A 19,896-nucleotide genomic window follows, 5' to 3' on the forward strand; every position below is an offset into this window, starting at 1 on the left:
AGTTAATCAATTGGCGTTAATTTTTGCCTGATGGCATCAATTTTATGATCTCTATAAAAAATGTTCATGGTTTCGAAAGGCACCATCTTGTATTTATCGCTCACAATGTGGACACAGGATTTTTTCACAGCACGCACATCAAAATCCAAGGGGTCCATAAAATTCATGATGATGATGCGAAACAGGTTGTCGTACTTTAAGCCATCGCCCTGTACCCTAGGCAAGCAGCACATCAGTTCGCCAAATGTTCCTTCGGCACAATCGACCGAAACGCCGGTACTGAACAAATTGATCATGTGTTCTTTCAGTTTTTCGTCGTGCTCAAACACGATTGTATTTTTCGAATTGTTCAACAAGTCTTCCGGATTGATGAGGTTGGTCATCGGAATCACGTCATCATCAATTTTCAAGGCATAAGCCATGCACAGCGCATCGGGATTGCAAGGAACCGGAATAAGATCCTGCGGTGTAAAAATGGACTGCTCGTAAATTTTACGACGTACCTCGGTTAAGGTAATCCGTCCGGCCTGGTCGTTGTAATTGTCGTTACGGCCGGCAACCTGCGTAGGCTGGAAAGTAACGCCCCTTACGCATTTTTGCTTGAGGGCATACGCTAAAATATCGCCAATTTCGTGATCGTTAAGCCCTTTTTGCAAAGTAACCACCAAGGTAGTAGATACATTGAACTGGTTGAGGTGATCGATAGCTTTTCGTCGCACTTCGGTCAGGTCTTCGCCCCTGAGCTTGGTGAGTACTTCGGCGCTGAAACTATCAAACTGCAGGTAAATTTCGAAATCGGGCATGTAGCTGGCCAGTTTCTCTACAAAACCAATGTCTTTGGCGATGCGGATGCCGTTGGTATTGACCATCAAATGTTTGATGGGCTTGGTTTTGGCCAGGTCGAGTATGGCAAAAAAATCGGGATGCACGGTTGGCTCACCCCCCGAAAGCTGCACCACATCGGGTTCGCCCTCATTGGCTACCACCACATCGAGCATACGATCTATTTCTTCTAAAGTACGATGCCTGCCGTAATGTGGCGACGACATGGCATAACAGGTAGGGCAACTTAAATTGCAACGATCGGTTACCTCCACAACGGTTAGGCACGAATGCTGTTCGTGGTCGGTACACAGCCCGCAATCGTAAGGGCAGCCATAATGCACTTTGGTGTTAAACTTCAAAGGCATTTCCGACTGCTTGTTATAGTTTCTGATTTGTTTGTAATACTCTACATCATCGGCAATCATCACCTTGCTTTCGCCATGCGTACGGCAGTTTTTAAGCATGAATACCTTGGCATCCTGAAAAATAATCTTGGCATCGCAAAGCATCAGGCATTCGGGACAAAGGCTTTTCGTGTAGTCGTAATAGATGTAATCTCTGGTTTTCATGGGCTAATCGGTTTCTTGGCAAAAGCTGCCTTGCACGTTCTGATCAAAAACTTAGAGTAATATAGGAATATAAATATGGCCGACCAATGAATGCTGCTTAATTCTAAAAATAAAGGTTGATAAGGCTTTAAAAACTCGACCAGGAATCGATAGAGAAAATAAAGCACCATCAAAAGCTTGAAACGGTCGCCATTGCGCATTTTTTGGTGCTTGAGGCCTTGAAACAAGAGAAAAAGCAACACCAGGTAAATCATCTCATAAAGTGCCACTGGATGCCTTTTGATGCCATCGCCCAGATCCATGCCTATCCAAAACCGGGTTTCCGTGCCGTAGGTAGGCTCGGCAACACCCATTAAAAAACAGCCAATGCGACCAATAAATAGGGCTACAATGATTGGGATTACATATAAATCGCCAGAGGCGACCCTTACGCCGATAAACTTTTTGATGAGCTCTACACCCAAAAGGCCACCCAACAAACCACCTGCAATGGTTTTGCTGGCGTACAAAATGCTAAAGGTAAGGTTCGGCAATTGGTCTGGTGTTTCTAAAATGGCAATCAGCCTCGATCCCACTAGCGCCCCAATCATCGCACCCAGCATAATCCACAGGCGGTTTTCGTCCGAAATTGGATCTTTCACGCCTTTCCGCAGGTAATAATAAACCCGAATGCCGACAATAAAAGCCAGCGTTTCGAGCAGGTAATGCCAGTGATACAGCCTACCGCCTAATTCGAACTGAACTGGAAAGCCAAACAGTAATAAGCTAGCCAAAATCAGCGCCTAAAAGTAAAGCCTTACAAAAACAGGCAAATGATCTGAATAATAACGCTGTTCCTTGCTGTCGGACAATACGGCAAATTTTTGCACTTTGAAAGCCTTGTTTACAAAAATGTAATCTATTTTGTCTTTTAAAGGGCTATCCCACTTAAAAGCGTTGAAGGTTCCTGTCGGTCCATAAGGAGGCTCAACGGAAACATCTTTGGTATCGATTAAAAATGATTTGATGGTGGCAATGGCTTCTGTTTCGGGTGTTACGTTCAAGTCGCCGGTAAAAACCACAGGCAGGGTTGGCGCAATTTCCTGTATTTTCCTTTTGAGCAACTTGGCCGATTCGATCCTCGCCTGCACGCCCACATGGTCGTAATGCGTATTGAAAACCAAAAATTCTTTCTTGTTGGCTTTATCGTACAGCTTTACCCACGAGCAGATGCGGTTCAGGGCAGCATCCCAGCCTTTGCTAGGCACATCGGGCGTGGTTGACAGCCAAAAAGTACCGCCGTCCTTTTTCACAAAACGGTCTTTGTTAAAATACACCGCCGAAAACTCGCCTTTGCGCTTGCCATCATCGCGACCTACGCCTACCACATCAAAATTGGAATTGGCCAACAAATCGTCGAATTGTTCGGGCAGGGCCTCTTGTACGCAAAGAATATCGGCATCGTAAAAACGAACCAAGGCTTTTACATTGTCTTTTCGGTTGGGCCATGCATTAATGCCATCAGAGGCCACATTGAGCCTGATGTTATACGTAATGATATTGATCGGCTGATTTTTCTGTGCAAAAGTCGCCGTAGCCAAACACAGGCCAACGAGCAATAGGTATAGGTTCTTCGTCATGCCCCTAAAATACGAATACTATGTTAAATTAATGTTGTATAGTCGATAGCCCATGGTTGAAGCCTGAGGGTTGAAGGCATACAAATTGCAATTAACAATTTATCAATAACAAACAGGCGAACGAACCCCAATCAGTGGTCTGTGGCGCCACAGACCATAGGGTTGCAATAGTTGGCGGTTGATGGTTGAAGCCTAAGGGCTGAAGGCATGCAAATTGTAATTAACAATTCATCAATAACAAACAGGCGAATGACCAATCTGCTAATCGACTAACGAACAATTGAACTAATGAACCAATGAACTACATATAACTTTCATCGGCCAAACTCATGAAAGAATTATCGGCGATAATCAGGTGATCAATAACAGGTAAATCGAGTACCAACCCTGCAGCAACGAGTTTTTTGGTGATTTCAATATCTGATGCACTAGGCTTGAGATTGCCCGAAGGATGGTTATGCGCCAAGATGATGGAGGAGGCATTATGCTCAAAAGCCATCTTGAAAATCAATTTCGGATCGACCACCGTACCCGAAAAGCCGCCTTTGCTCACCAACTGGGTGGCAATGACAAAATGGGCACGGTTAAGCAGCAAAACCCAAAATTCTTCATGTGGCAAATCCGACAGTTCGCCCTGCATCACCGCAAAGGCATCTTGAGAAGAAACAATTTTTCTTGGCCTGTCGGCTATAGCCTCCTTGCGCCGCCTGCCCAATTCGAGCGCCGCAATAATGGCAATGGCCTTGGCCTCGCCAATACCGTTAAACTTGGAGAGTTCCTTGATTTCAACTTTTGCCAATCGGGCCAAGTCGTTATGGTAAAACTTAAGAATGCGCTTGCTCAGGTCGACAGCTGTTTCGGTTTTGTTGCCCGATCCAACCAGAATGGCAATCAGTTCGGCATCGGTTAATTGCTTGCGACCTTTAGTGGCGAGTTTCTCTCTGGGACGGTCGGCTTCTGCCCAGGCCTTGATTCCCAGTTTTTGATCGTCCTTTTTCATGTTTCATCCCTCCTATTTCGTCTTCCCAAAAATCTCCGACAGCTTTTTCTCTAGGTCTTCTCCGCGCAGGTCTTTGGCAAGCACAATCCCATTTTTATCAATCAAAATATTGGTTGGGATGCCCTGTATGTTAAACATTCTAGAAACCGCATTCTGCCAACCGCCAAGGTCTGAAACATGCACCCATTTTAAACCATCGGCCTTGATGGCCTTAACCCAAGCCTTTTTGTCATCATCTAAAGAAACACTTAAGACCTCAAATCCACGGTTTTTATATTGCTGATAAGCTTTCACTACCGTTGGGTTTTCCTGTCGGCAAGGCACGCACCACGACGCCCAAAAATCGACCAGCAGGTACTTGCCCTTAAAATCGCTGACCGAAACCGGCTTCCCAAACTGGTTGTTTTGTTCGAAGTTGGCTATGGGCTGGCCCACAACAATATCAACTGGCTTGATATCATTATTCTTAATAACCAAGGCATAACTGGTTGTTTTCAAGGCTGGACTTAACGAAGCATAGACTTGCTGCAGTTCCTTGTTCTCAAAATATTCTTTATATCCACTTAAAATAGAAAGCGAAATTATAGAATTGGGATATTGGCGCAACAGTTCGGATACGCCTTGGCGGATGTTCTTTTTCTTTTCGTCGTCGGTTATTGGCGACCGCATGATTTTAGAAAACTGCTTCCTGACAGAATCTATCACTTGGTGGGCATGCCCGGCCTTGATCACTTTCCCCTTTACAGCCAAGCCGCTAAACCTGTTGTTTTTAAAAGAGGCTGTATCTAATTGAAGGATGGTTTGGCCAGCATCGATCCAAAAGGACATAGGCTCCACCCGCTGATGAAAAGGAACAGAGATATAGGAAAGGGCAGGAATGCCTAACTTTCCCTTAAATAAAAAGGTTCCGTCTTTGGTATAGACCGAATCTTTTTTGTCGTAGTAGAGATAAACCTTACCACTGTAGTTGTTGATTTTGCCCTGAACGGTAAAGCGCTGCTGGGCATTTAATTGGTTGAAGAGGGATAGAAAAAAAACGAAAGCGAAAAATTTTTTCATAAAAAAAGCGGTATAGCATAGGCTACACCGCTCTAATATCGTTAAAAAAAGCGACTATTTTAAACCGTTAACGAATTTCGTCAACTTAGATTTGTTGTTAGAAGCTTTGTTTTTGTGGATTACATTTTTCTTGGCCAAACGATCTAGCATAGATACTACCTTAGGTAATAACTCTAAACCAGTTTTTTTATCTTCAGCAGCACGCAATCTTTTGATGAAAGTACGTGTAGTTTTTGCTTGATATCTGTTACGTAGACGTTTTGCTGCGTTTGCTCTAATTCTCTTTAAAGACGATTTATGATTTGCCATTCTTTTTCAGCCTTTTTGCTATTTTTATTATTTCGGACTGCAAATATAGAGTTATTGTTTTAAAATTCCAAAATGGTTTTGAAAATATTTTTTATTTAAATCCTTACTTTTTAATCACTTGCCAAAAACAGGCCTCAGAACACCTCTATATTACCCTAAAGTTAAGCGCTTTAAAAAAAACGACAAAACTATTTCTTTAAAGGGGCAAAATGCTATTTTTGGAAAAACATCGGGATTTTGGGGCAAAAATGAGCAAACCGATCAGGTTTGGTTTAGTTTTTGTTCGGTGAGTGTTAAAAAATTAAGGAACCGGCTAGGGCATTTCCTAAAAACCCGGCCGTTTATTAAACGACTTCAAACATTAAATGAAAAAAAGGATCGCAATTTTTGCTTCGGGTTCAGGATCGAATGCGCAAAAGATTATGGAGCATTTTAAGCGCAATACGGAAGTGGAAGTTGCCTTGGTACTGACCAACAATCCGGATGCCTATGTATTGCAGCGCGCCGACAGCTTTGAAATACCTTCGCATATTTTCGACAAACAGGAGTTTTATAAAACCGACAATATCCTCGACCTGCTCAAAAACCTCGACATCGACCTGATTGTGCTGGCCGGCTTTCTATGGCTCATCCCCAAAAACCTATTACAGGAATATCCGGGCAGGATCATCAACATCCACCCTGCCATTTTGCCAAAGTTTGGTGGCAAAGGCATGTACGGCGACCATGTGCACCAAGCCGTAATAGAGGCCAAGGAAACCGAAGGCGGCATCACCATCCACTACGTGAACGAGAACTACGACGAAGGCGAGTATATTTATCAGGCCAAATACCGCATCGATAAAGACGACAACCTAGAAATGATCAAGTTCAAAGGCCAGCAACTGGAACACCTGCATTATCCGCGCATCGTAGAAAGCATTATCAAAAAGATCAAAAAATGATTTGCCAACGAGGCAAATCATCGCTATCTTAACCTATGCTTAAAACCATCAGGTCGCTTTACACTTTTTACCTCAGCCATTTCTTTGCAGGACTATTCATCAGCCTCAGCTGTATGTACCTTTATCATTTATTTGGCAACCTGGCCATTCCGGCCATCTGCTGGTACAAGGCCTTTACCGTTGGCATTTTCTTTTATGCCGTTAATACCCGTAAAAGAAGGGAGTTTGTTTACTACCAAAATCTAGGCATTTCGAAAAAACTGCTGTGGGGCGTTACTTTGGGCATCGATTTTTTACTGTTTGTGGTACTCATGGCCTTGACAAAATGACGCACAAACTGGAAGCCGATGGCATAGAGCTCTCTTTTGGCACGCGAAAAATATTGAAGAGCGTTTACCTTAACTGCGAAACCAATGTGGTTACAGGCCTGTTGGGCCGCAACGGCGAGGGCAAATCGTGCCTGATGAACATCATTTACGGATCGCTCAAGGCCGATATCCGTTCGGTAAGGTTTAACGGCACAAGCGTGCTACAAGCTTTTAAACGGCCCGACCTCCTTACCTATCTGCCCCAATTCAACTTTGTGCCTGCCATCCTGACCTTAAAAAGGGTGTTTAACGACTTTGAACTGGCATTTGCCGATTTCGAAGCTGCCTTCCCCGAATTTGCTGGCAGGGAACGCGCAAAAGTAGGCCAGCTTTCTGGAGGTCAGCGGCGGCTGTTGGAAGTATACCTCATTATACAATCCAAATCGCAGTTTTCCATGCTCGACGAACCTTTTTCGAACATCATGCCTTTGCACATCGAAAAGATAAAGGAGCTGATCCAAGCCACAAAGCCACGCAAGGGCTTCCTCATTACCGACCATTATTACCAGCACATTATGGAACTCGGCGACCGGCTTTACCTGTTACGGGAAGGGCAAACCCACCTTTGCCAAAGCCGTGCCGACCTGGAATGGTTTGGCTATGTAAGCCAACTGGTTCAATAGCTCTAAAAAGGCCTTTTTTCTGCTTCTTAATTTTATTCAAAAACACCTTCAAAAAACACCCAAGTTTTCTTAACTTTGCGGCTTAAAATAATACCCTTCAATGAGCCAGCCAGTAAAGATCAAAAACGCTTTAATTTCAGTATATTATAAAGATGGTTTAGCACCATTAGTTCAACATTTAGCCGAGCAGGGCGTTACCTTATTTTCTACAGGTGGCACCGAGCAATTTATCAAGGATTTGGGATTGCCGGTAACGGCGGTAGAAGACCTGACCAGCTACCCTTCTATTTTGGGTGGACGCGTAAAAACCCTGCATCCGAAAGTATTTGGAGGAATCTTAAATCGCAGGGGCCTTGCTGGCGACCAAGAGCAGATTGCCCAATACGAAATCCCGGAAATCGATTTGGTTATTGTTGACCTTTACCCTTTTGAAGAAACCGTTAAAGCTGGCGGAACCGACGAAGAAATTATCGAGAAAATCGACATCGGTGGCATTTCGCTCATCCGCGCGGCAGCCAAAAACTTCAACGACGTCGTAATCATTGCTTCAAAGGCAGATTACGGCACCTTATTGCAACAACTCCAAGACCAAGATAACACCACCACTTTGGCACAGCGTAAGGCTTATGCCAAAAAGGCTTTCCATACTTCTTCGCATTATGATACGGCCATCTTCAACTATTTCAACAACGAAGAGCCTTTAAACGTATTTAAACAAAGTATTGCACAGGCCCAAACTTTGCGCTACGGCGAAAACCCGCATCAGCAAGGTACTTTTTATGGCAATCTGGAAGAAATGTTCACCAAACTGAACGGCAAAGAACTGAGCTACAACAATTTGGTTGATGTAGATGCAGCCGTAAGCTTAATCGACGAGTTTACCGAGCCTACTTTCGCCATTCTAAAACACACCAATGCTTGTGGCGTGGCTTCAAGACCTACCATTTTACAGGCTTGGATCGATGCCCTGGCTTGCGATCCGGTTTCGGCCTTTGGTGGTGTACTGATTGCCAATCGCGAAATCGACTTGGCTACTGCTACCGCCATCAACAACCTGTTCTTCGAAGTGCTGATCGCTCCTTCTTATCAACCTGAAGCCGTAGAATTGTTCAGGGAAAAGAAAAACAGGGTGATTTTGCAAAGAAACGAGGTGGAATTAAGCGACAAGCAATTCAAAACCTTACTGAACGGCGTTATTGAGCAAGACAAAGACCTAAGTTTGGAAGGTGCCGAGCAAATGACTACCGTTACCGAAAAAGCGCCTAGCGCCGAATCGATCCAGGATTTGATCTTTGCCAACAAAATCGTAAAACATACCAAATCGAACACCATTGTTTTCGTTAAAAACAATGTGCTTTTGGCGAGTGGCGTTGGACAGACTTCGAGGGTAGATGCCTTGAAGCAAGCCGTGGTAAAAGCCAATTCGTTTGGCTTCGACCTTAATGGTGCTGTGATGGCCTCAGACGCCTTCTTCCCTTTCCCTGACTGTGTAGAATTGGCGGCCGAAGCCGGAATTGTTGCCGTATTGCAACCGGGTGGCTCGATCAAAGACAAAGATTCGGTAGACATGGCCAACCAAAAAGGCATTGCCATGGTAACCACGGGTATAAGACACTTTAAACATTAAAAAAACAGCAAACTTGCAAAGTTTTGAAAACTTCGCAAGTTTTTCATTTTGAACAAAATAAATACCTTGTCTCAAGGATTTTTTAGATTAAAATATAATAAAAAGACTATTTTTACATTTGAAATAGTATACATTAACAAGAATAAGATAACAGACGACATAAATGGGTTTATTTAATTGGTTTACACAAGAGGTAGCTATAGATTTAGGTACCGCAAACACCCTCATCATACATAACGACAAAGTAGTAGTTGACGAACCTTCTATCGTTGCCTTCGACAGGCAGACGAACAAAATCATCGCCATTGGCCGCCAAGCCATGCAGATGGAAGGTAAAACTCACGATAACATCAGAACCGTAAGACCTTTAAAAGACGGCGTAATTGCCGACTTCAATGCGGCAGAAGCCATGATCAAAGGCATGATCCGCATGCTGAACGGTGGCAAAGGCTGGATGTTCCCTTCCTTGAGAATGGTTATCTGTATTCCGTCGGGTATTACCGAGGTAGAAAAACGTGCGGTTAGGGATAGTGCCGAAATTGCAGGTGCCAAAGAAGTTTACCTGATCCACGAGCCGATGGCGGCCGCGGTGGGTATTGGTATCGACGTAGAGGAACCGATGGGTAACATGATCATCGATATCGGTGGCGGAACAACCGAGATTGCGGTTATCGCACTTTCGGGTATTGTTTGCGACCAGTCTATCCGCGTTGCGGGAGACAACTTCGACTCTGACATCGTGAATTACATTCGTCGCCAGCACAACATCATGATCGGCGATCGTACCGCAGAAAAAATCAAGATCGAAGTGGGCGCGGCTTTGCCTGAGCTTTCAGATCCGCCAGCAGATTTTGCCGTACAGGGAAGAGACTTGATGACCGGCGTGCCTAAACAAATCACCGTTTCGTATACCGAAATAGCACACTGTTTAGACAAATCAATTTCGAAAATAGAAGAAGCTATTTTGAAGGCCCTGGAGATTACGCCACCTGAGCTTTCGGCCGATATTTACCAAACCGGTATTTATTTGACCGGCGGTGGCGCCCTATTGCGTGGCTTGGACAAGCGTGTGGCCGCCAAAACCAAACTGCCGGTACACGTAGCCGAAGATCCGCTTCGCGCCGTAGTACGTGGTACAGGCATTGCCTTGAAAAACATTGGCAACTTTAAATTCTTAATGCAATAAGGTTAATTTAGATCGTAGATTTACGATTTTAGATTAATGAATAGCGAGATTTTAAAAAACCGGACAAAGGCATACGCAATATCAGTTGGCAAATTGATTATTGATTTACCTTAAAATGTATTAAATAAAAACTATTCAAATCAACTGGTTAGAAGCTCTAGCGCTGTTGGCGCAAACTAAAGAGCGGCCTGTAGGGCTAAATCGACAGCAGATTTTTTGAATAAATTAAAAATTGTTGAAGAAGAATTAGATGAAACGATGTTCTTGCTAGAATTGCTGGAAGAATTCAATCCTGAAAAGAAATCGATAATTCAAGAAAACTGGAGGGAAGCGAATGAGTTACTAGCTATCATGGTGGCATCGATAGTAACCATTCGCAAAAACCAAGAAAATCGTCAATCTTAATTCGTCAATCGTCATTCTAAAATCGTAAATCAAGATGCGTAACCTTTGGCTTTTCATCAGTAAATACAACGCATTCTTCTTTTTCATTATCTTTTTTGCGGTCGGCATTGTGTTGACCCTAAAAAACAATGCCTACCAGCGGAGTATTGCGCTCAACTCTACAAACGAAGTGGTTGGCAGCGCCTACGAACGTTTAAACGTACTGAAAAGATACCTGAACCTTGGCCAGGTAAACGATAGCCTGGCGCAGGAAAACGCCAAGCTGAGAACAGAGCTGATTGCCCTCAAAAACATCGACAGCAGCAAAACCACTAAGGTTAAAGACAGCGCCAACAACGAGCAATATACTTTGGTAGCCGCCAAAGTGATCAAAAACTCCATTACCAGCCGCAATAACATCATTACCATTAACCGGGGAAGCTTAAGTGGCATTGAAAAGGATATGGCCGTGATTTCGCCTAACAAAGGCGTGGTAGGTTTTATCCAGGATGTTTCGCCAAGCTTTGCCACCATTCGTTCGTTACTGCATAAAGGCACTTCGATTAGCGTAACCTTAAAGAAAAACAACGTATTTGGTTCTTTGGTATGGGGCGACGGCAATTTTGATTTCAGAAAGGCCTATGTAAAGGAAATCCCCAACCACATCAAGGTAAACCTGCGCGATACCATCATTACTTCGGGTGCCGGCGATTTTCCAAGGGGCATAGAAGTAGGCCGCATCAGCAAAACGCGCGTGGCCAGTGGCGACAGTTTTATGCCTTTAGAAATAGAACTTTTTAATGATTTCAGTACGTTGCAGTATGTTTACGTAGTGAAAGACCGTTTGGCCAAAGAACAAAAAAACCTAGAAAGCAATACGCCCAATGAACAGTAGAACCATATTCATTAACATTTTCAGATGGTTTGTGCTTTTGTTCGTACAGATTTTCCTGTTGCGCAACATGGGTTTCTACAACCTTTCTACCCCATTCGTCTACGTCTTGTTTTTATTGGTGCTGCCTTTTGGCATTCCCAACCTGTTGCTGTTTTTAATCGCTTTTGGCACCGGATTAACTCTCGATGCCTTTTATGATACGCTTGGCGTACACACTTCGGCCTGCGTGGCCTTGGCTTTTGTACGCATCCTCTTTATTTCGGTCAGTGTAACCCGCGACGCCTTTGACGAACCCGAACCTTCTTTGGGCAATATGGGCTTCAAATGGTTCAGCATTTATGCCATCTTGTGTATTTTGGCGCATCACCTGGTTGTATTTTTCCTAGAGGCTTTTAAGCTGAACGAAATTTCCTATACCTTGGTGCGTTGCCTGATAAGCGTAGCGTTTACCTTCTTTTTGGTGCTGTTGGTTGAGTTTATTTTCCATAACAGAAAGGCAAACTAATGGAACAGCTGTTTAACAGAAAATACACCATTCAAGGCCTTTTCATCGTCTTGGCTTTGATCTTGCTTGGCAATCTGTTCTATATCCAAGTGGGAACCGACAAATACTTTACCAGCGCCAACAACAATGCCTTGCGCCGGTTTTATGTGTACCCGGCAAGAGGAGTGATTGTGGATCGCAATAATAAGGTATTGGCACAAAACCAACCTACCTACGATCTTTTGGTTACGCCTAACGAAGTAAAAGATTTCGATACGCTTTCGCTTTGCAATGTAATCGGCATCAGCATGGAAGATTTCAGGAAGAAATTCCATAAAGCCGTAGTACAATCCAAATTCCAGGCCTCTATTTTTCAAAAGTTGCTGTCGGTGCAAACTTACGCTTCGCTGCAGGAGAAAATATACAACTATCCCGGCTTTTATGTGCAGCAAAGAACCATCAGGTACTATCCCGATAGCATAGCAGGACAATTTTTGGGTTATTTGCGCGAAGTCAACCCCAAAGACATCGAACGTTATGGTGGCTACTATCGCTCGGGCGATTATATCGGCAAGAGTGGTATTGAACGTGAATATGAGCCTGTACTCAGAGGAACCAAAGGGGTAAAAAACATCCTCTACAATGCCAAAAACATACCTCAAGGCAGTTATGCCAATGGCAAGCTCGATTCGCTGGCAGTATCTGGCGATCAGTTGGTTTCGACCATCGACAGTAAGATACAAAAGCTGGGTGAACAGCTATTGGCCAATAAAGTAGGAAGCGTAGTAGCCATTGAGCCCAGCACAGGCGAAGTATTGGCTTTTGTAAGCAGTCCTGGCTATGATCCGAACAAGCTGGTTGGCGGTAATTTTAGTCCTAACTACCGCGAACTCTATGCAAATCCTTATAGGCCTTTTATCATTAGGCCGCTTCAGGGCAAATATTCTCCGGGCTCGGCCTTTAAACCCTTGGATGCCCTGATTGCCTTGAGCCAGGGTGTGGTTGACGTTAATACCACCTTCAATTGCCCGGGTTATTATTGGGCGGGTAACCGTAAATTTAAATGCGAACACGTTGATGGCAACATTAGCTTAAAAAGAGGAATTGCCCGTTCTTGCAACACCTATTTCTACAGCATTTTTGCTAAACTCATGACCCAAAACGGTTCTTCGAGTGCCAGTCAGCAAGCCACTTACGAAAAATGGCAGAATATGGTGCGCAAATTTGGCATTGGAGATACTTTGGGCATCGATCTTCCGGCCGAGAAGGCCTACAAGCTTTTCAGAAAAGAAGACTATACCAAAATGCATGGCAAATACTGGGGCAATACCACTATTTTATCGGTGGCTATTGGCCAGGGCGAAATTACCACCACTCCGCTACAAATGGCCAATATCATGGCTATTATTGCCAACAGAGGCTACTACATTAAGCCGCACGTGGTAAAAGGCATTGGCAACGATAGGCACATCGACCCTAAATACAAGGAAAAACACTATGTCGACATTGATGCCAGGTATTTTGATCCGGTAATTGATGGCATGCAGGATGCCGTAAACAGCTCTTGGGGAACCGCTACCGAATCGCGCCTGCAGAACATCATCATGTGTGGCAAAACGGGTACCGTGCAAAACAACCGTGGCAAAAACCACTCTGTATTTATCGGCTTTGCCCCACGCGACAATCCGAAAATCGCCATTGCTGTTATTATTGAAAACGGAGGTTACGGCGGTGCCTATGCCGCACCAATTGCCAGTTACATTACCGAGAAGTACTTAACCGATACGTTAACGGGCCGAAGGATTAACGGCAGTACCATCGACATGTATAAAGCCGCCAACCTGTTGCCAGAGCTGAAAGCAGCAAAACCTGTCACTAAAGTAATCAGCAAAACCGATAGCCTGCACCAGGCAGACAGCCTTAAAAAAGCGACACCGAAACAAGCCGTACTTCATACCAGCCCGTTTAACAAAACAGCCATTAAGCCAAAGAACAATGCAGCAACAAAGTAACCGTTTCTTTTTTAATGTAGATTGGGTAACCATCCTCATTTATATGGCTTTGTGCATTATTGGCTGCGTAAGCATATATGCCACCGTTTATGATCCGGCAAAACCTATGGATTTTAGCTTTGCGACCATTTATGGCAAGCAATTGTATTTTGTGATTGCGGCTTTGGTGGTAGGCTTCTCCATCCTGTTATTTGATGCCAAGTTTTTCAGTGTATTTGCGCCCATTATTTACGGCGTAACCATGATTTTGCTATTGGTGGTACTGGGTGTTGGCCGTAATGTGGGAGGTAACCAAGCCTGGATTCCAATCGGCTCGTTCCGTTTGCAACCTTCCGAATTTGCCAAGTTTGGCACGGCCCTGCTCCTGGCTCGATATATCAGTACTTTTAACGTAAAGCTCAATTCGTTTAAGCCGATTATGATCTGCGCGGCAATTATCGTGTTGCCTATGGGCCTCATCATGTTGCAACCCGATGCGGGCTCTACCCTGGTTTTCTTGTCGTTTATGTTCCCTTTATACCGTGAGGGCTTGCCGGGCTATTTGTTAATCATTTTCTGGGGAATGGTATTGCTCTTTATCTTGAACCTTTTTTTAAGTCCGGTTTTATTAATTGGCTGTATCTTGGCCTTAGGCGGGTTATTTATCTATTACAACAGAAAGCGTCAGCAAAAAATCATCAGCATTGGCATTATTACGCTGATTGCCATAGGCTATTTGTTTGTGGCCAAGTTCTTGTTCTACAATGTAGTGCAACCGCACCAGCGCGCACGTATCGAACTTATTTTGGGCCTTAAAACCGACAATAAAGGTGTCGGCTACAATGTAATCCAATCTAAAATTGCCATTGGCGCCGGTCAGTTTAAAGGCCGGGGTTATTTAGAAGGCACCCAAACCAAATTCGGCTATGTGCCTGCCAAAAGCACCGATTTCATCTTTTCTACCATCGGCGAAGAATGGGGCTTTATCGGCTGTTTTGTAGTTATCGGACTTTATGTTTTTCTTTTGCTCCGCATCATCAATATTGCCGAACGACAACGGTCTGCCTTTTCGAGGGTGTATGGCTATTGCGTGGCCTGTATTATTTTCTTCCACGTGTTTATCAATATCGGTATGGCCATTGGCATTATGCCCGTAATTGGTATTCCCTTGCCTTTTATCAGTTATGGGGGTTCTTCTTTATGGAGCTTTACCATCCTCTTGTTCATCTTCCTGAAACTCGATTCGAACCGGATGGGATTCATCTAGGAAAGTTGAAATGTGCGAAGGTTGAACAGTTAGAAGGTTCACTTTTCATGATGTTTAGCATCCAGAGATCTTCCTAAAGTAAGCAGTTGGCAGTATCGCCAGTCGAATGATCAATCAGCCAATGAACCAATGATACCAATGAACTAAAAGGTAAATTTTTGATAAGACGTAGACAATTGCCAGTTAGCAGTTTCGTCAACAACAATGACCAATCAGCCAATGAGCCAATGATATCAATGAACTAAAAGGTAAACTTTTGACAAGAGTAGACAATTGCCAGTTAGCAGTTTCGTCAACAACAATGACCAATCAGCTAATGATACCAATGAACTAAAAGATAAATTTTTGATAAGAATAGACAATGGTCAGTTGGCAGTAGCGCCAAGCAACAATGACCAATGAACCAATGATACTAGTGAACCAATGAACTAATAAAAGCTACGCTTTGAACCGTTGGTTGAGCAAGGCATAAAACTTATCAACCGTAGCTTGTTTTTCGGCCCAGTTGTTTTTAACGGCATAGTTTTTTTGGAAAAACGCATCCGCCGATTCAAAATTCTGCATTTTATTGGCCAGATCGATGGCTTCGGCATAGGCCAGGTTATAGCCATTAAACAAATCTTTAATGTAGAGCAATTTATCATTAAGGCTAATGGCTTGCTTCAGGTCTTTAATTGCGATTGTATTTGCGCTGGCGTTAATGTTGTTAGCAGCTGTCTTACCCGCCAAGATATCGTTTAAAGTAGGTTTGTAGCTTGGGTCTTCAACCGGCTCGGCAGTATTGACTTGGGTTTCGGCAACAGGTGCTTCTTGAAGGTCAAGATCGGCGGCCACAATCGGAAATTCTTCCTTTGCTTCTTCCTTATGCACCAAAAATGGTTCCGGTCCAATTTCGTCTTCCTCCTCGTTGGCTGGTTCTTCTTCAGTTTCCGGCAATTCTATTTCTTGTGCCTCTGCAACTGCTGTCTGTTGACTCAGTTTTATTTTTTGGGCCAGGATGCGTTCTTCTTCCTCGCTTAAGGGTCGGTCGAAAATCTCATCTACGCTTTTCTCTTCAAAATCGAACTGCTCATGCTCGGCATGGTCGTTCAGGATAAACTCGAAAGTTGAAGGCTCGTTGTCCAGTTTAAAAACTTCCTGTTCGATGGTTTCAAGCTCAGGTTCGGGTGCAGGCTGAACCTCTTTTTCTGGTTCGGCAACGGGTGCTTCGGTTATTTCCTCGGCAAAAGCTACGGCTTCTATCTGCTGTGCTTCCTGTACGTCGTTATCAATGGTCAGTGCTGCGCTTTGAGGTGTTTCAACAATTGTTTCGTTGGCCGGCGGGATAGCCAAAGGCGTTTGTGGAGCTTGGTTTATTTTTTTGATGATCTGCACATGATCGGCTAAGAAATTGGCATTGGCATGGAAAAGCTCGAGTTCTAACTCGTTGAGCTGTTGTGGGTTCTGAGCCAAAAACTGATACTGATCGTTGAGCTCGTTTAGTATCAGTCCTAATTTCTTGAAAAGATCTTCCTGCTTCATCATAGCTTTTTAACGAAAAATTGAAGGTTTTATGTTAGTAAATGACAATCAAAAGTACTATAAAATTCTTTTATATTTGGCTAAAATACCTTTACAAATGTTATTCAGCGAGCAGAATTTTAGAAGAGGCGAATTTAGCGGGAGCATCGAAGTAATTTGCGGTTCCATGTTTTCGGGAAAGACGGAAGAATTGATCAGAAGATTGAAACGCGCACAAATTGCCAAGCTGAACGTAGAGATATTCAAACCCAAAACCGATACGCGATACGATGAAACCGCCGTGGTTTCGCACGACTTGAATTCAATCCCTTCTACCCCTGTCGACAGTTCTTCGGCCATTTTGCTATTGGGTACCAACACGCAAGTGGTTGGAATTGACGAAGCGCAGTTTTTTGACGACGAATTGCCCGAAGTTTGCAACAAGCTGGCCTTAAAAGGCATCAGGGTGGTTATTGCAGGTTTAGACATGGATTTTTTGGGCAAGCCTTTTGGCCCCATGCCAGCGCTCATGGCCATTGCCGAGCACGTAACCAAAGTAAATGCGGTGTGCATGCAATGTGGCAGTCCGGCGGTATATTCGTACCGTACCGTGGCCAGCGAAGCCAAGGTGCTCCTGGGCGAAAAAGAAAGCTACGAGCCTCGTTGCCGAGCCTGCTATCATGCTTTAGGCTAAGAGAAGTACGATTTTAGATTGACGATTTGTGATTGACGATTTTAGATTAAATCAATCTTGAATCAAACTATCAATCGTAATTCGTAACTCGTCAATTGTCAATGAAGCTGTCGTCTTTGCACCTTAAATTTGTCCCATACCACCTGCCTTTCTTATTTCAGATTTCTTGAACTTTAGGTATTGAAACTTAAAACAAAAAATCATGACCAAAGAAATATGGCTGAACCTGCCTGTTAACGACATTAAACGTTCGGTAACCTTTTTTACCCAGATTGGATTTACGCTTAACCAGAACCAGCCAGTTACCGAAAACATGGCTTCTCTATTGGTTGGCGACAAGAAATTCGTCATCATGCTGTTTACCAAAGATTTGTTCGAAGGCTTTTGCAACGACCGTACCGCCGATCCTAAAAACGGAACCGAAGTACTTTTTTCTATCGATGCCGAAAATCGCGACGAAGTTGATTCGCTTTTGCAGAAAGCCGAAGACTCAGGGGGAAGCATTTATGCCAAAGGTGGCGAAAAAGACGGCTGGATGTACGGTGGCGGTTTTATAGACCCAGATGGACATCGCTGGAGCGTATTGTACATGGATTTTAGCAAACTGCCAAGATAACACAGTTGATTTCAACCATTAAGGAATTAAGACAAGTTTTGGGTTAGCGAAATAGGCTAACTTAAAACTTAACCGCAAAGATACTTGATGGCTCATCACCTATAGCCCCTAATCTCATATCTCAAGCCTCATTAAAAACTATAATCATGGAAAAGATGAAATTCAGTGTCGAAATTAATGCTCCCGCCTCCAAAGTCTGGAGCGTACTTTGGGATGCAAGCAGCTATCCACTTTGGACCATCGTCTTTGCCGAGGGTTCGCGCGCCGAAACCGATTGGCAAAAAGGAAGCAAGGTCTTGTTTGTAGACAACAGCAACCGCGGCATGGTTTCGCGCATTGTCGACAATATACCCAATCAATTCATGTCTATCGAACACCTGGGCGGCTACGACAACGGCGTTGAAGATTATGAAAGCGAGCAGATCAAACAATGGGCCGGTGCCCAAGAAAATTATACGCTTAAAGAAGCCAACGGTACTACCAACCTGCTCATTGAAATGGATTTGAGTGGCGTTGATGCCAAAATGATCGAATATTTTGAAAACACATGGCCAAAAGCCCTTCAAAAAGTAAAAGAGCTGGCAGAAAAATAAGCTCCCAGCTTAAATCTTATCGGTTATAGGGCCTTTCGTTAATCCAGTTCAGTTGGCGTTCGGTAAGCTCGAACCGCATTTTCTTTAGGGTAATTTCTACGGAATCGCCAAACAAAACGCCTTTAAGCCATAGCTTGTTCGAGTCGGGTAAGCGGTAATCCAACGTACTTGGAGCCTTCATGTCTTCAGTAATGCTGAACACCATTTTCTTTTTGGCCGTATCGATTCTCACAAAAGGATAGCTGTATTCGCCGTTGGGCATTTTAATGGCGGCCTCATCGGGGCTCTCCAAAATCAACATCTTCCACCGGTCGGCCCGCTCTGTTTCCTTCGGAATGGTTTGTCCGTTTTTAATAAATGTTTCCACTTCATAGGCACCGTACAACAACGATTTGGGTGCATCGCGACCGTATACCGATCTCAGCGATACGACTTTCCAAATACTGCCTATCACTATAAAGGCAATCAAGAGGTATTTCAGGCTATATTTTGTTATTCTTTTCCATTTTTTTACAACTACTGGCGATTCCAAGGTTCTCAAGGTAGCGCCATGGCCTCTCACAAAGAAATTAAATAGCCTCACAAAGTTTGGAGCCAACAAGAAAAGGCACATCACCACCAAAGCAGTCGTTACAATCTTAACCGGCACATCGTAAAAGTAGTTTACCGCCATGATGTTGGCCGTAGTCATGAGCGAAATAATGGTCCCTAGCGTAACCGTCTTCCTAAAAAACAGCAATCCCGCCGACACTTCGGCTATCCCCATAAAAAGATTATAACCCTTAGAGAAACCCAGGAAAGTCCAGGCCAGTCCCATAGGCGAAGATTCTCCATAGGTAGTCACCAAACGAAACAGGTTTGGCGCCGGAAACTGCAATTGGACCACCTTTACCATGCCGTAATTAATGAGCATGGCTCCGACATAAAACCGAACGGCCACGCTCAGCCAATAGAACAAGCGGTTATAGTTTGTTCGTTTCCGATCCAATAGGCTCCAAACCAGCGTTCCAACAAGGGCCAAAACCGCCACGCAAAGCAAAACCACGAAATCGTAGGTGGTATCACCACTGCCATTGGTAAATTCTGTAATCGGATAAGGAAGTTTGAGCCAAGCCTTGCCCAGCCAGGGAATAAAAACATGCAATAGCGACAGGGGATATTTCATGATTACATAGAACATAGGCAGCGTTCCGTTGTTAAAGAAAACCATGAATAGGCCCAACAGCAGGAAAGCGAATCTAAAAACCAACCTTTCCAAGGTGGACCATTTTTGTAGGGTATTTTCCATAAATATTTGGTTGATAGCCTAAAGAAACCGATTTTATTTGAAAAAACCGAATGGC

General features: G+C 43.9%; 20 protein-coding genes and 1 pseudogene. 13 read left to right on the forward strand and 8 right to left on the reverse strand.

What is annotated here, in order from left to right; translation table 11 throughout:
* Positions 1 to 2: 2 nt before the first annotated feature.
* The 6 genes from VRU48_RS10570 to rpsT form a co-directional block, all read right to left on the reverse strand.
* Positions 3 to 1,394 carry a radical SAM protein gene (locus VRU48_RS10570; RefSeq protein ID WP_330107896.1) on the reverse strand — a complete coding sequence of 464 codons (1,392 nt, stop codon included), beginning with the start codon at positions 1,392 to 1,394 and terminating at the stop codon, positions 3 to 5.
* Positions 1,391 to 2,167: a prolipoprotein diacylglyceryl transferase gene (locus VRU48_RS10575; RefSeq protein ID WP_330107897.1), complete on the reverse strand. Its 777-nt coding sequence runs from the start codon at positions 2,165 to 2,167 to the stop codon at positions 1,391 to 1,393. Before VRU48_RS10575 ends, VRU48_RS10570 begins: the two co-directional genes overlap by 4 nt.
* Positions 2,168 to 2,176: 9 nt before the next feature.
* Positions 2,177 to 3,013 (reverse strand): endonuclease/exonuclease/phosphatase family protein, encoded by an 837-nt coding sequence (locus tag VRU48_RS10580; protein ID WP_330107898.1) that lies wholly within the window; start codon positions 3,011 to 3,013, stop codon positions 2,177 to 2,179.
* Between the two features lie 301 nt (positions 3,014 to 3,314).
* Entirely contained in the window at positions 3,315 to 4,013 is a 699-nt protein-coding gene (gene radC, locus VRU48_RS10585) for a RadC family protein (RefSeq protein ID WP_330107899.1), read from the reverse strand.
* Between the two features lie 12 nt (positions 4,014 to 4,025).
* The gene (locus tag VRU48_RS10590) at positions 4,026 to 5,072 is read right to left on the reverse strand and encodes a TlpA disulfide reductase family protein (protein ID WP_330107900.1); all 1,047 of its coding nucleotides are present in this window, start codon (positions 5,070 to 5,072) and stop codon (positions 4,026 to 4,028) included.
* Between the two features lie 54 nt (positions 5,073 to 5,126).
* Positions 5,127 to 5,381 carry a 30S ribosomal protein S20 gene (gene rpsT, locus VRU48_RS10595; RefSeq protein ID WP_199139746.1) on the reverse strand — a complete coding sequence of 85 codons (255 nt, stop codon included), beginning with the start codon at positions 5,379 to 5,381 and terminating at the stop codon, positions 5,127 to 5,129.
* Between the two features lie 365 nt (positions 5,382 to 5,746).
* Here rpsT and purN point away from each other — a divergent pair, with 365 nt between their 5' ends.
* The 10 genes and pseudogenes from purN (at position 5,747) to rodA (ending at position 15,150) form a co-directional block, all read left to right on the forward strand.
* Positions 5,747 to 6,325 carry a phosphoribosylglycinamide formyltransferase gene (gene purN / locus VRU48_RS10600; protein ID WP_330107901.1) on the forward strand — a complete coding sequence of 193 codons (579 nt, stop codon included), beginning with the start codon at positions 5,747 to 5,749 and terminating at the stop codon, positions 6,323 to 6,325.
* Positions 6,326 to 6,360: 35 nt separating this feature from the next.
* The gene (locus tag VRU48_RS10605; RefSeq protein ID WP_330107902.1) at positions 6,361 to 6,654 is read left to right on the forward strand and encodes a hypothetical protein; all 294 of its coding nucleotides are present in this window, start codon (positions 6,361 to 6,363) and stop codon (positions 6,652 to 6,654) included.
* The gene (locus VRU48_RS10610) at positions 6,651 to 7,316 is read left to right on the forward strand and encodes an ATP-binding cassette domain-containing protein (protein WP_330107903.1); all 666 of its coding nucleotides are present in this window, start codon (positions 6,651 to 6,653) and stop codon (positions 7,314 to 7,316) included. The genes VRU48_RS10605 and VRU48_RS10610 overlap by 4 nt, the downstream gene beginning before the upstream one ends.
* Before the next feature lie 100 nt (positions 7,317 to 7,416).
* Positions 7,417 to 8,943 (forward strand): bifunctional phosphoribosylaminoimidazolecarboxamide formyltransferase/IMP cyclohydrolase, encoded by a 1,527-nt coding sequence (gene purH, locus VRU48_RS10615; RefSeq protein WP_330107904.1) that lies wholly within the window; start codon positions 7,417 to 7,419, stop codon positions 8,941 to 8,943.
* Between the two features lie 163 nt (positions 8,944 to 9,106).
* A complete protein-coding gene (locus VRU48_RS10620; protein ID WP_055132282.1) occupies positions 9,107 to 10,129 on the forward strand; it encodes a rod shape-determining protein in 1,023 nt (340 codons plus the stop codon).
* 195 nt (positions 10,130 to 10,324) lie between these two features.
* A pseudogene (locus VRU48_RS10625) lies at positions 10,325 to 10,534 on the forward strand (four helix bundle protein); the annotation flags it as partial.
* Positions 10,535 to 10,568: 34 nt separating this feature from the next.
* Complete coding sequence (mreC, locus tag VRU48_RS10630) at positions 10,569 to 11,408, forward strand: rod shape-determining protein MreC (protein WP_330107905.1); 840 nt, start codon at positions 10,569 to 10,571, stop codon at positions 11,406 to 11,408.
* Positions 11,398 to 11,913 (forward strand): rod shape-determining protein MreD, encoded by a 516-nt coding sequence (locus VRU48_RS10635; protein ID WP_330107906.1) that lies wholly within the window; start codon positions 11,398 to 11,400, stop codon positions 11,911 to 11,913. Before mreC ends, VRU48_RS10635 begins: the two co-directional genes overlap by 11 nt.
* Positions 11,913 to 13,904 carry a penicillin-binding protein 2 gene (gene mrdA / locus VRU48_RS10640; protein ID WP_330107907.1) on the forward strand — a complete coding sequence of 664 codons (1,992 nt, stop codon included), beginning with the start codon at positions 11,913 to 11,915 and terminating at the stop codon, positions 13,902 to 13,904. The genes VRU48_RS10635 and mrdA overlap by 1 nt, the downstream gene beginning before the upstream one ends.
* Complete coding sequence (gene rodA / locus VRU48_RS10645) at positions 13,888 to 15,150, forward strand: rod shape-determining protein RodA (protein WP_330107908.1); 1,263 nt, start codon at positions 13,888 to 13,890, stop codon at positions 15,148 to 15,150. The genes mrdA and rodA overlap by 17 nt, the downstream gene beginning before the upstream one ends.
* Before the next feature lie 438 nt (positions 15,151 to 15,588).
* On the opposite strand, the gene VRU48_RS10650 is transcribed toward rodA, so the two are convergent.
* The gene (locus tag VRU48_RS10650; protein ID WP_330107909.1) at positions 15,589 to 16,674 is read right to left on the reverse strand and encodes a DUF8457 domain-containing protein; all 1,086 of its coding nucleotides are present in this window, start codon (positions 16,672 to 16,674) and stop codon (positions 15,589 to 15,591) included.
* A 94-nt stretch (positions 16,675 to 16,768) separates the two neighbouring features.
* On the opposite strand from VRU48_RS10650, the gene VRU48_RS10655 reads away from it, so the two are divergent.
* The 3 genes from VRU48_RS10655 to VRU48_RS10665 all read left to right on the forward strand — a co-directional run bounded on the left by VRU48_RS10655 (position 16,769) and on the right by VRU48_RS10665 (position 18,553).
* Positions 16,769 to 17,344: a thymidine kinase gene (locus VRU48_RS10655; RefSeq protein WP_199139772.1), complete on the forward strand. Its 576-nt coding sequence runs from the start codon at positions 16,769 to 16,771 to the stop codon at positions 17,342 to 17,344.
* A gap of 202 nt (positions 17,345 to 17,546) precedes the next feature.
* Complete coding sequence (locus VRU48_RS10660; protein ID WP_330107910.1) at positions 17,547 to 17,960, forward strand: VOC family protein; 414 nt, start codon at positions 17,547 to 17,549, stop codon at positions 17,958 to 17,960.
* Between the two features lie 146 nt (positions 17,961 to 18,106).
* Positions 18,107 to 18,553: an SRPBCC domain-containing protein gene (locus VRU48_RS10665; RefSeq protein ID WP_330107911.1), complete on the forward strand. Its 447-nt coding sequence runs from the start codon at positions 18,107 to 18,109 to the stop codon at positions 18,551 to 18,553.
* A gap of 16 nt (positions 18,554 to 18,569) precedes the next feature.
* On the opposite strand, the gene VRU48_RS10670 is transcribed toward VRU48_RS10665, so the two are convergent.
* On the reverse strand, positions 18,570 to 19,841 hold the full coding sequence (locus tag VRU48_RS10670; RefSeq protein ID WP_330107912.1) for a hypothetical protein: 1,272 nt from the start codon (positions 19,839 to 19,841) through the stop codon (positions 18,570 to 18,572).
* Between the last annotated feature and the right edge of the window lie 55 nt (positions 19,842 to 19,896).

This window comes from Pedobacter albus, assembly GCF_036324255.1.
Lineage (GTDB): Bacteria > Bacteroidota > Bacteroidia > Sphingobacteriales > Sphingobacteriaceae > Pedobacter > Pedobacter albus.

Excerpts from the sequence above, each read along its gene's own strand:
- VRU48_RS10570 (WP_330107896.1), bottom strand. The coding sequence starts at position 1,394 with ATGAAAACCAGAGATTACATCTATTACGACTACACGAAAAGCCTTTGT.
- VRU48_RS10580 (WP_330107898.1), bottom strand. The coding sequence starts at position 3,013 with ATGACGAAGAACCTATACCTATTGCTCGTTGGCCTGTGTTTGGCTACG.
- radC (WP_330107899.1), bottom strand. The coding sequence starts at position 4,013 with ATGAAAAAGGACGATCAAAAACTGGGAATCAAGGCCTGGGCAGAAGCC.
- VRU48_RS10590 (WP_330107900.1), bottom strand. The coding sequence starts at position 5,072 with ATGAAAAAATTTTTCGCTTTCGTTTTTTTTCTATCCCTCTTCAACCAA.
- rpsT (WP_199139746.1), bottom strand. The coding sequence starts at position 5,381 with ATGGCAAATCATAAATCGTCTTTAAAGAGAATTAGAGCAAACGCAGCA.
- purN (WP_330107901.1), top strand. The coding sequence starts at position 5,747 with ATGAAAAAAAGGATCGCAATTTTTGCTTCGGGTTCAGGATCGAATGCG.
- VRU48_RS10605 (WP_330107902.1), top strand. The coding sequence starts at position 6,361 with ATGCTTAAAACCATCAGGTCGCTTTACACTTTTTACCTCAGCCATTTC.
- VRU48_RS10610 (WP_330107903.1), top strand. The coding sequence starts at position 6,651 with ATGACGCACAAACTGGAAGCCGATGGCATAGAGCTCTCTTTTGGCACG.
- purH (WP_330107904.1), top strand. The coding sequence starts at position 7,417 with ATGAGCCAGCCAGTAAAGATCAAAAACGCTTTAATTTCAGTATATTAT.
- VRU48_RS10620 (WP_055132282.1), top strand. The coding sequence starts at position 9,107 with ATGGGTTTATTTAATTGGTTTACACAAGAGGTAGCTATAGATTTAGGT.
- mreC (WP_330107905.1), top strand. The coding sequence starts at position 10,569 with ATGCGTAACCTTTGGCTTTTCATCAGTAAATACAACGCATTCTTCTTT.
- VRU48_RS10635 (WP_330107906.1), top strand. The coding sequence starts at position 11,398 with ATGAACAGTAGAACCATATTCATTAACATTTTCAGATGGTTTGTGCTT.
- mrdA (WP_330107907.1), top strand. The coding sequence starts at position 11,913 with ATGGAACAGCTGTTTAACAGAAAATACACCATTCAAGGCCTTTTCATC.
- rodA (WP_330107908.1), top strand. The coding sequence starts at position 13,888 with ATGCAGCAACAAAGTAACCGTTTCTTTTTTAATGTAGATTGGGTAACC.
- VRU48_RS10650 (WP_330107909.1), bottom strand. The coding sequence starts at position 16,674 with ATGATGAAGCAGGAAGATCTTTTCAAGAAATTAGGACTGATACTAAAC.
- VRU48_RS10655 (WP_199139772.1), top strand. The coding sequence starts at position 16,769 with ATGTTATTCAGCGAGCAGAATTTTAGAAGAGGCGAATTTAGCGGGAGC.
- VRU48_RS10660 (WP_330107910.1), top strand. The coding sequence starts at position 17,547 with ATGACCAAAGAAATATGGCTGAACCTGCCTGTTAACGACATTAAACGT.
- VRU48_RS10665 (WP_330107911.1), top strand. The coding sequence starts at position 18,107 with ATGGAAAAGATGAAATTCAGTGTCGAAATTAATGCTCCCGCCTCCAAA.
- VRU48_RS10670 (WP_330107912.1), bottom strand. The coding sequence starts at position 19,841 with ATGGAAAATACCCTACAAAAATGGTCCACCTTGGAAAGGTTGGTTTTT.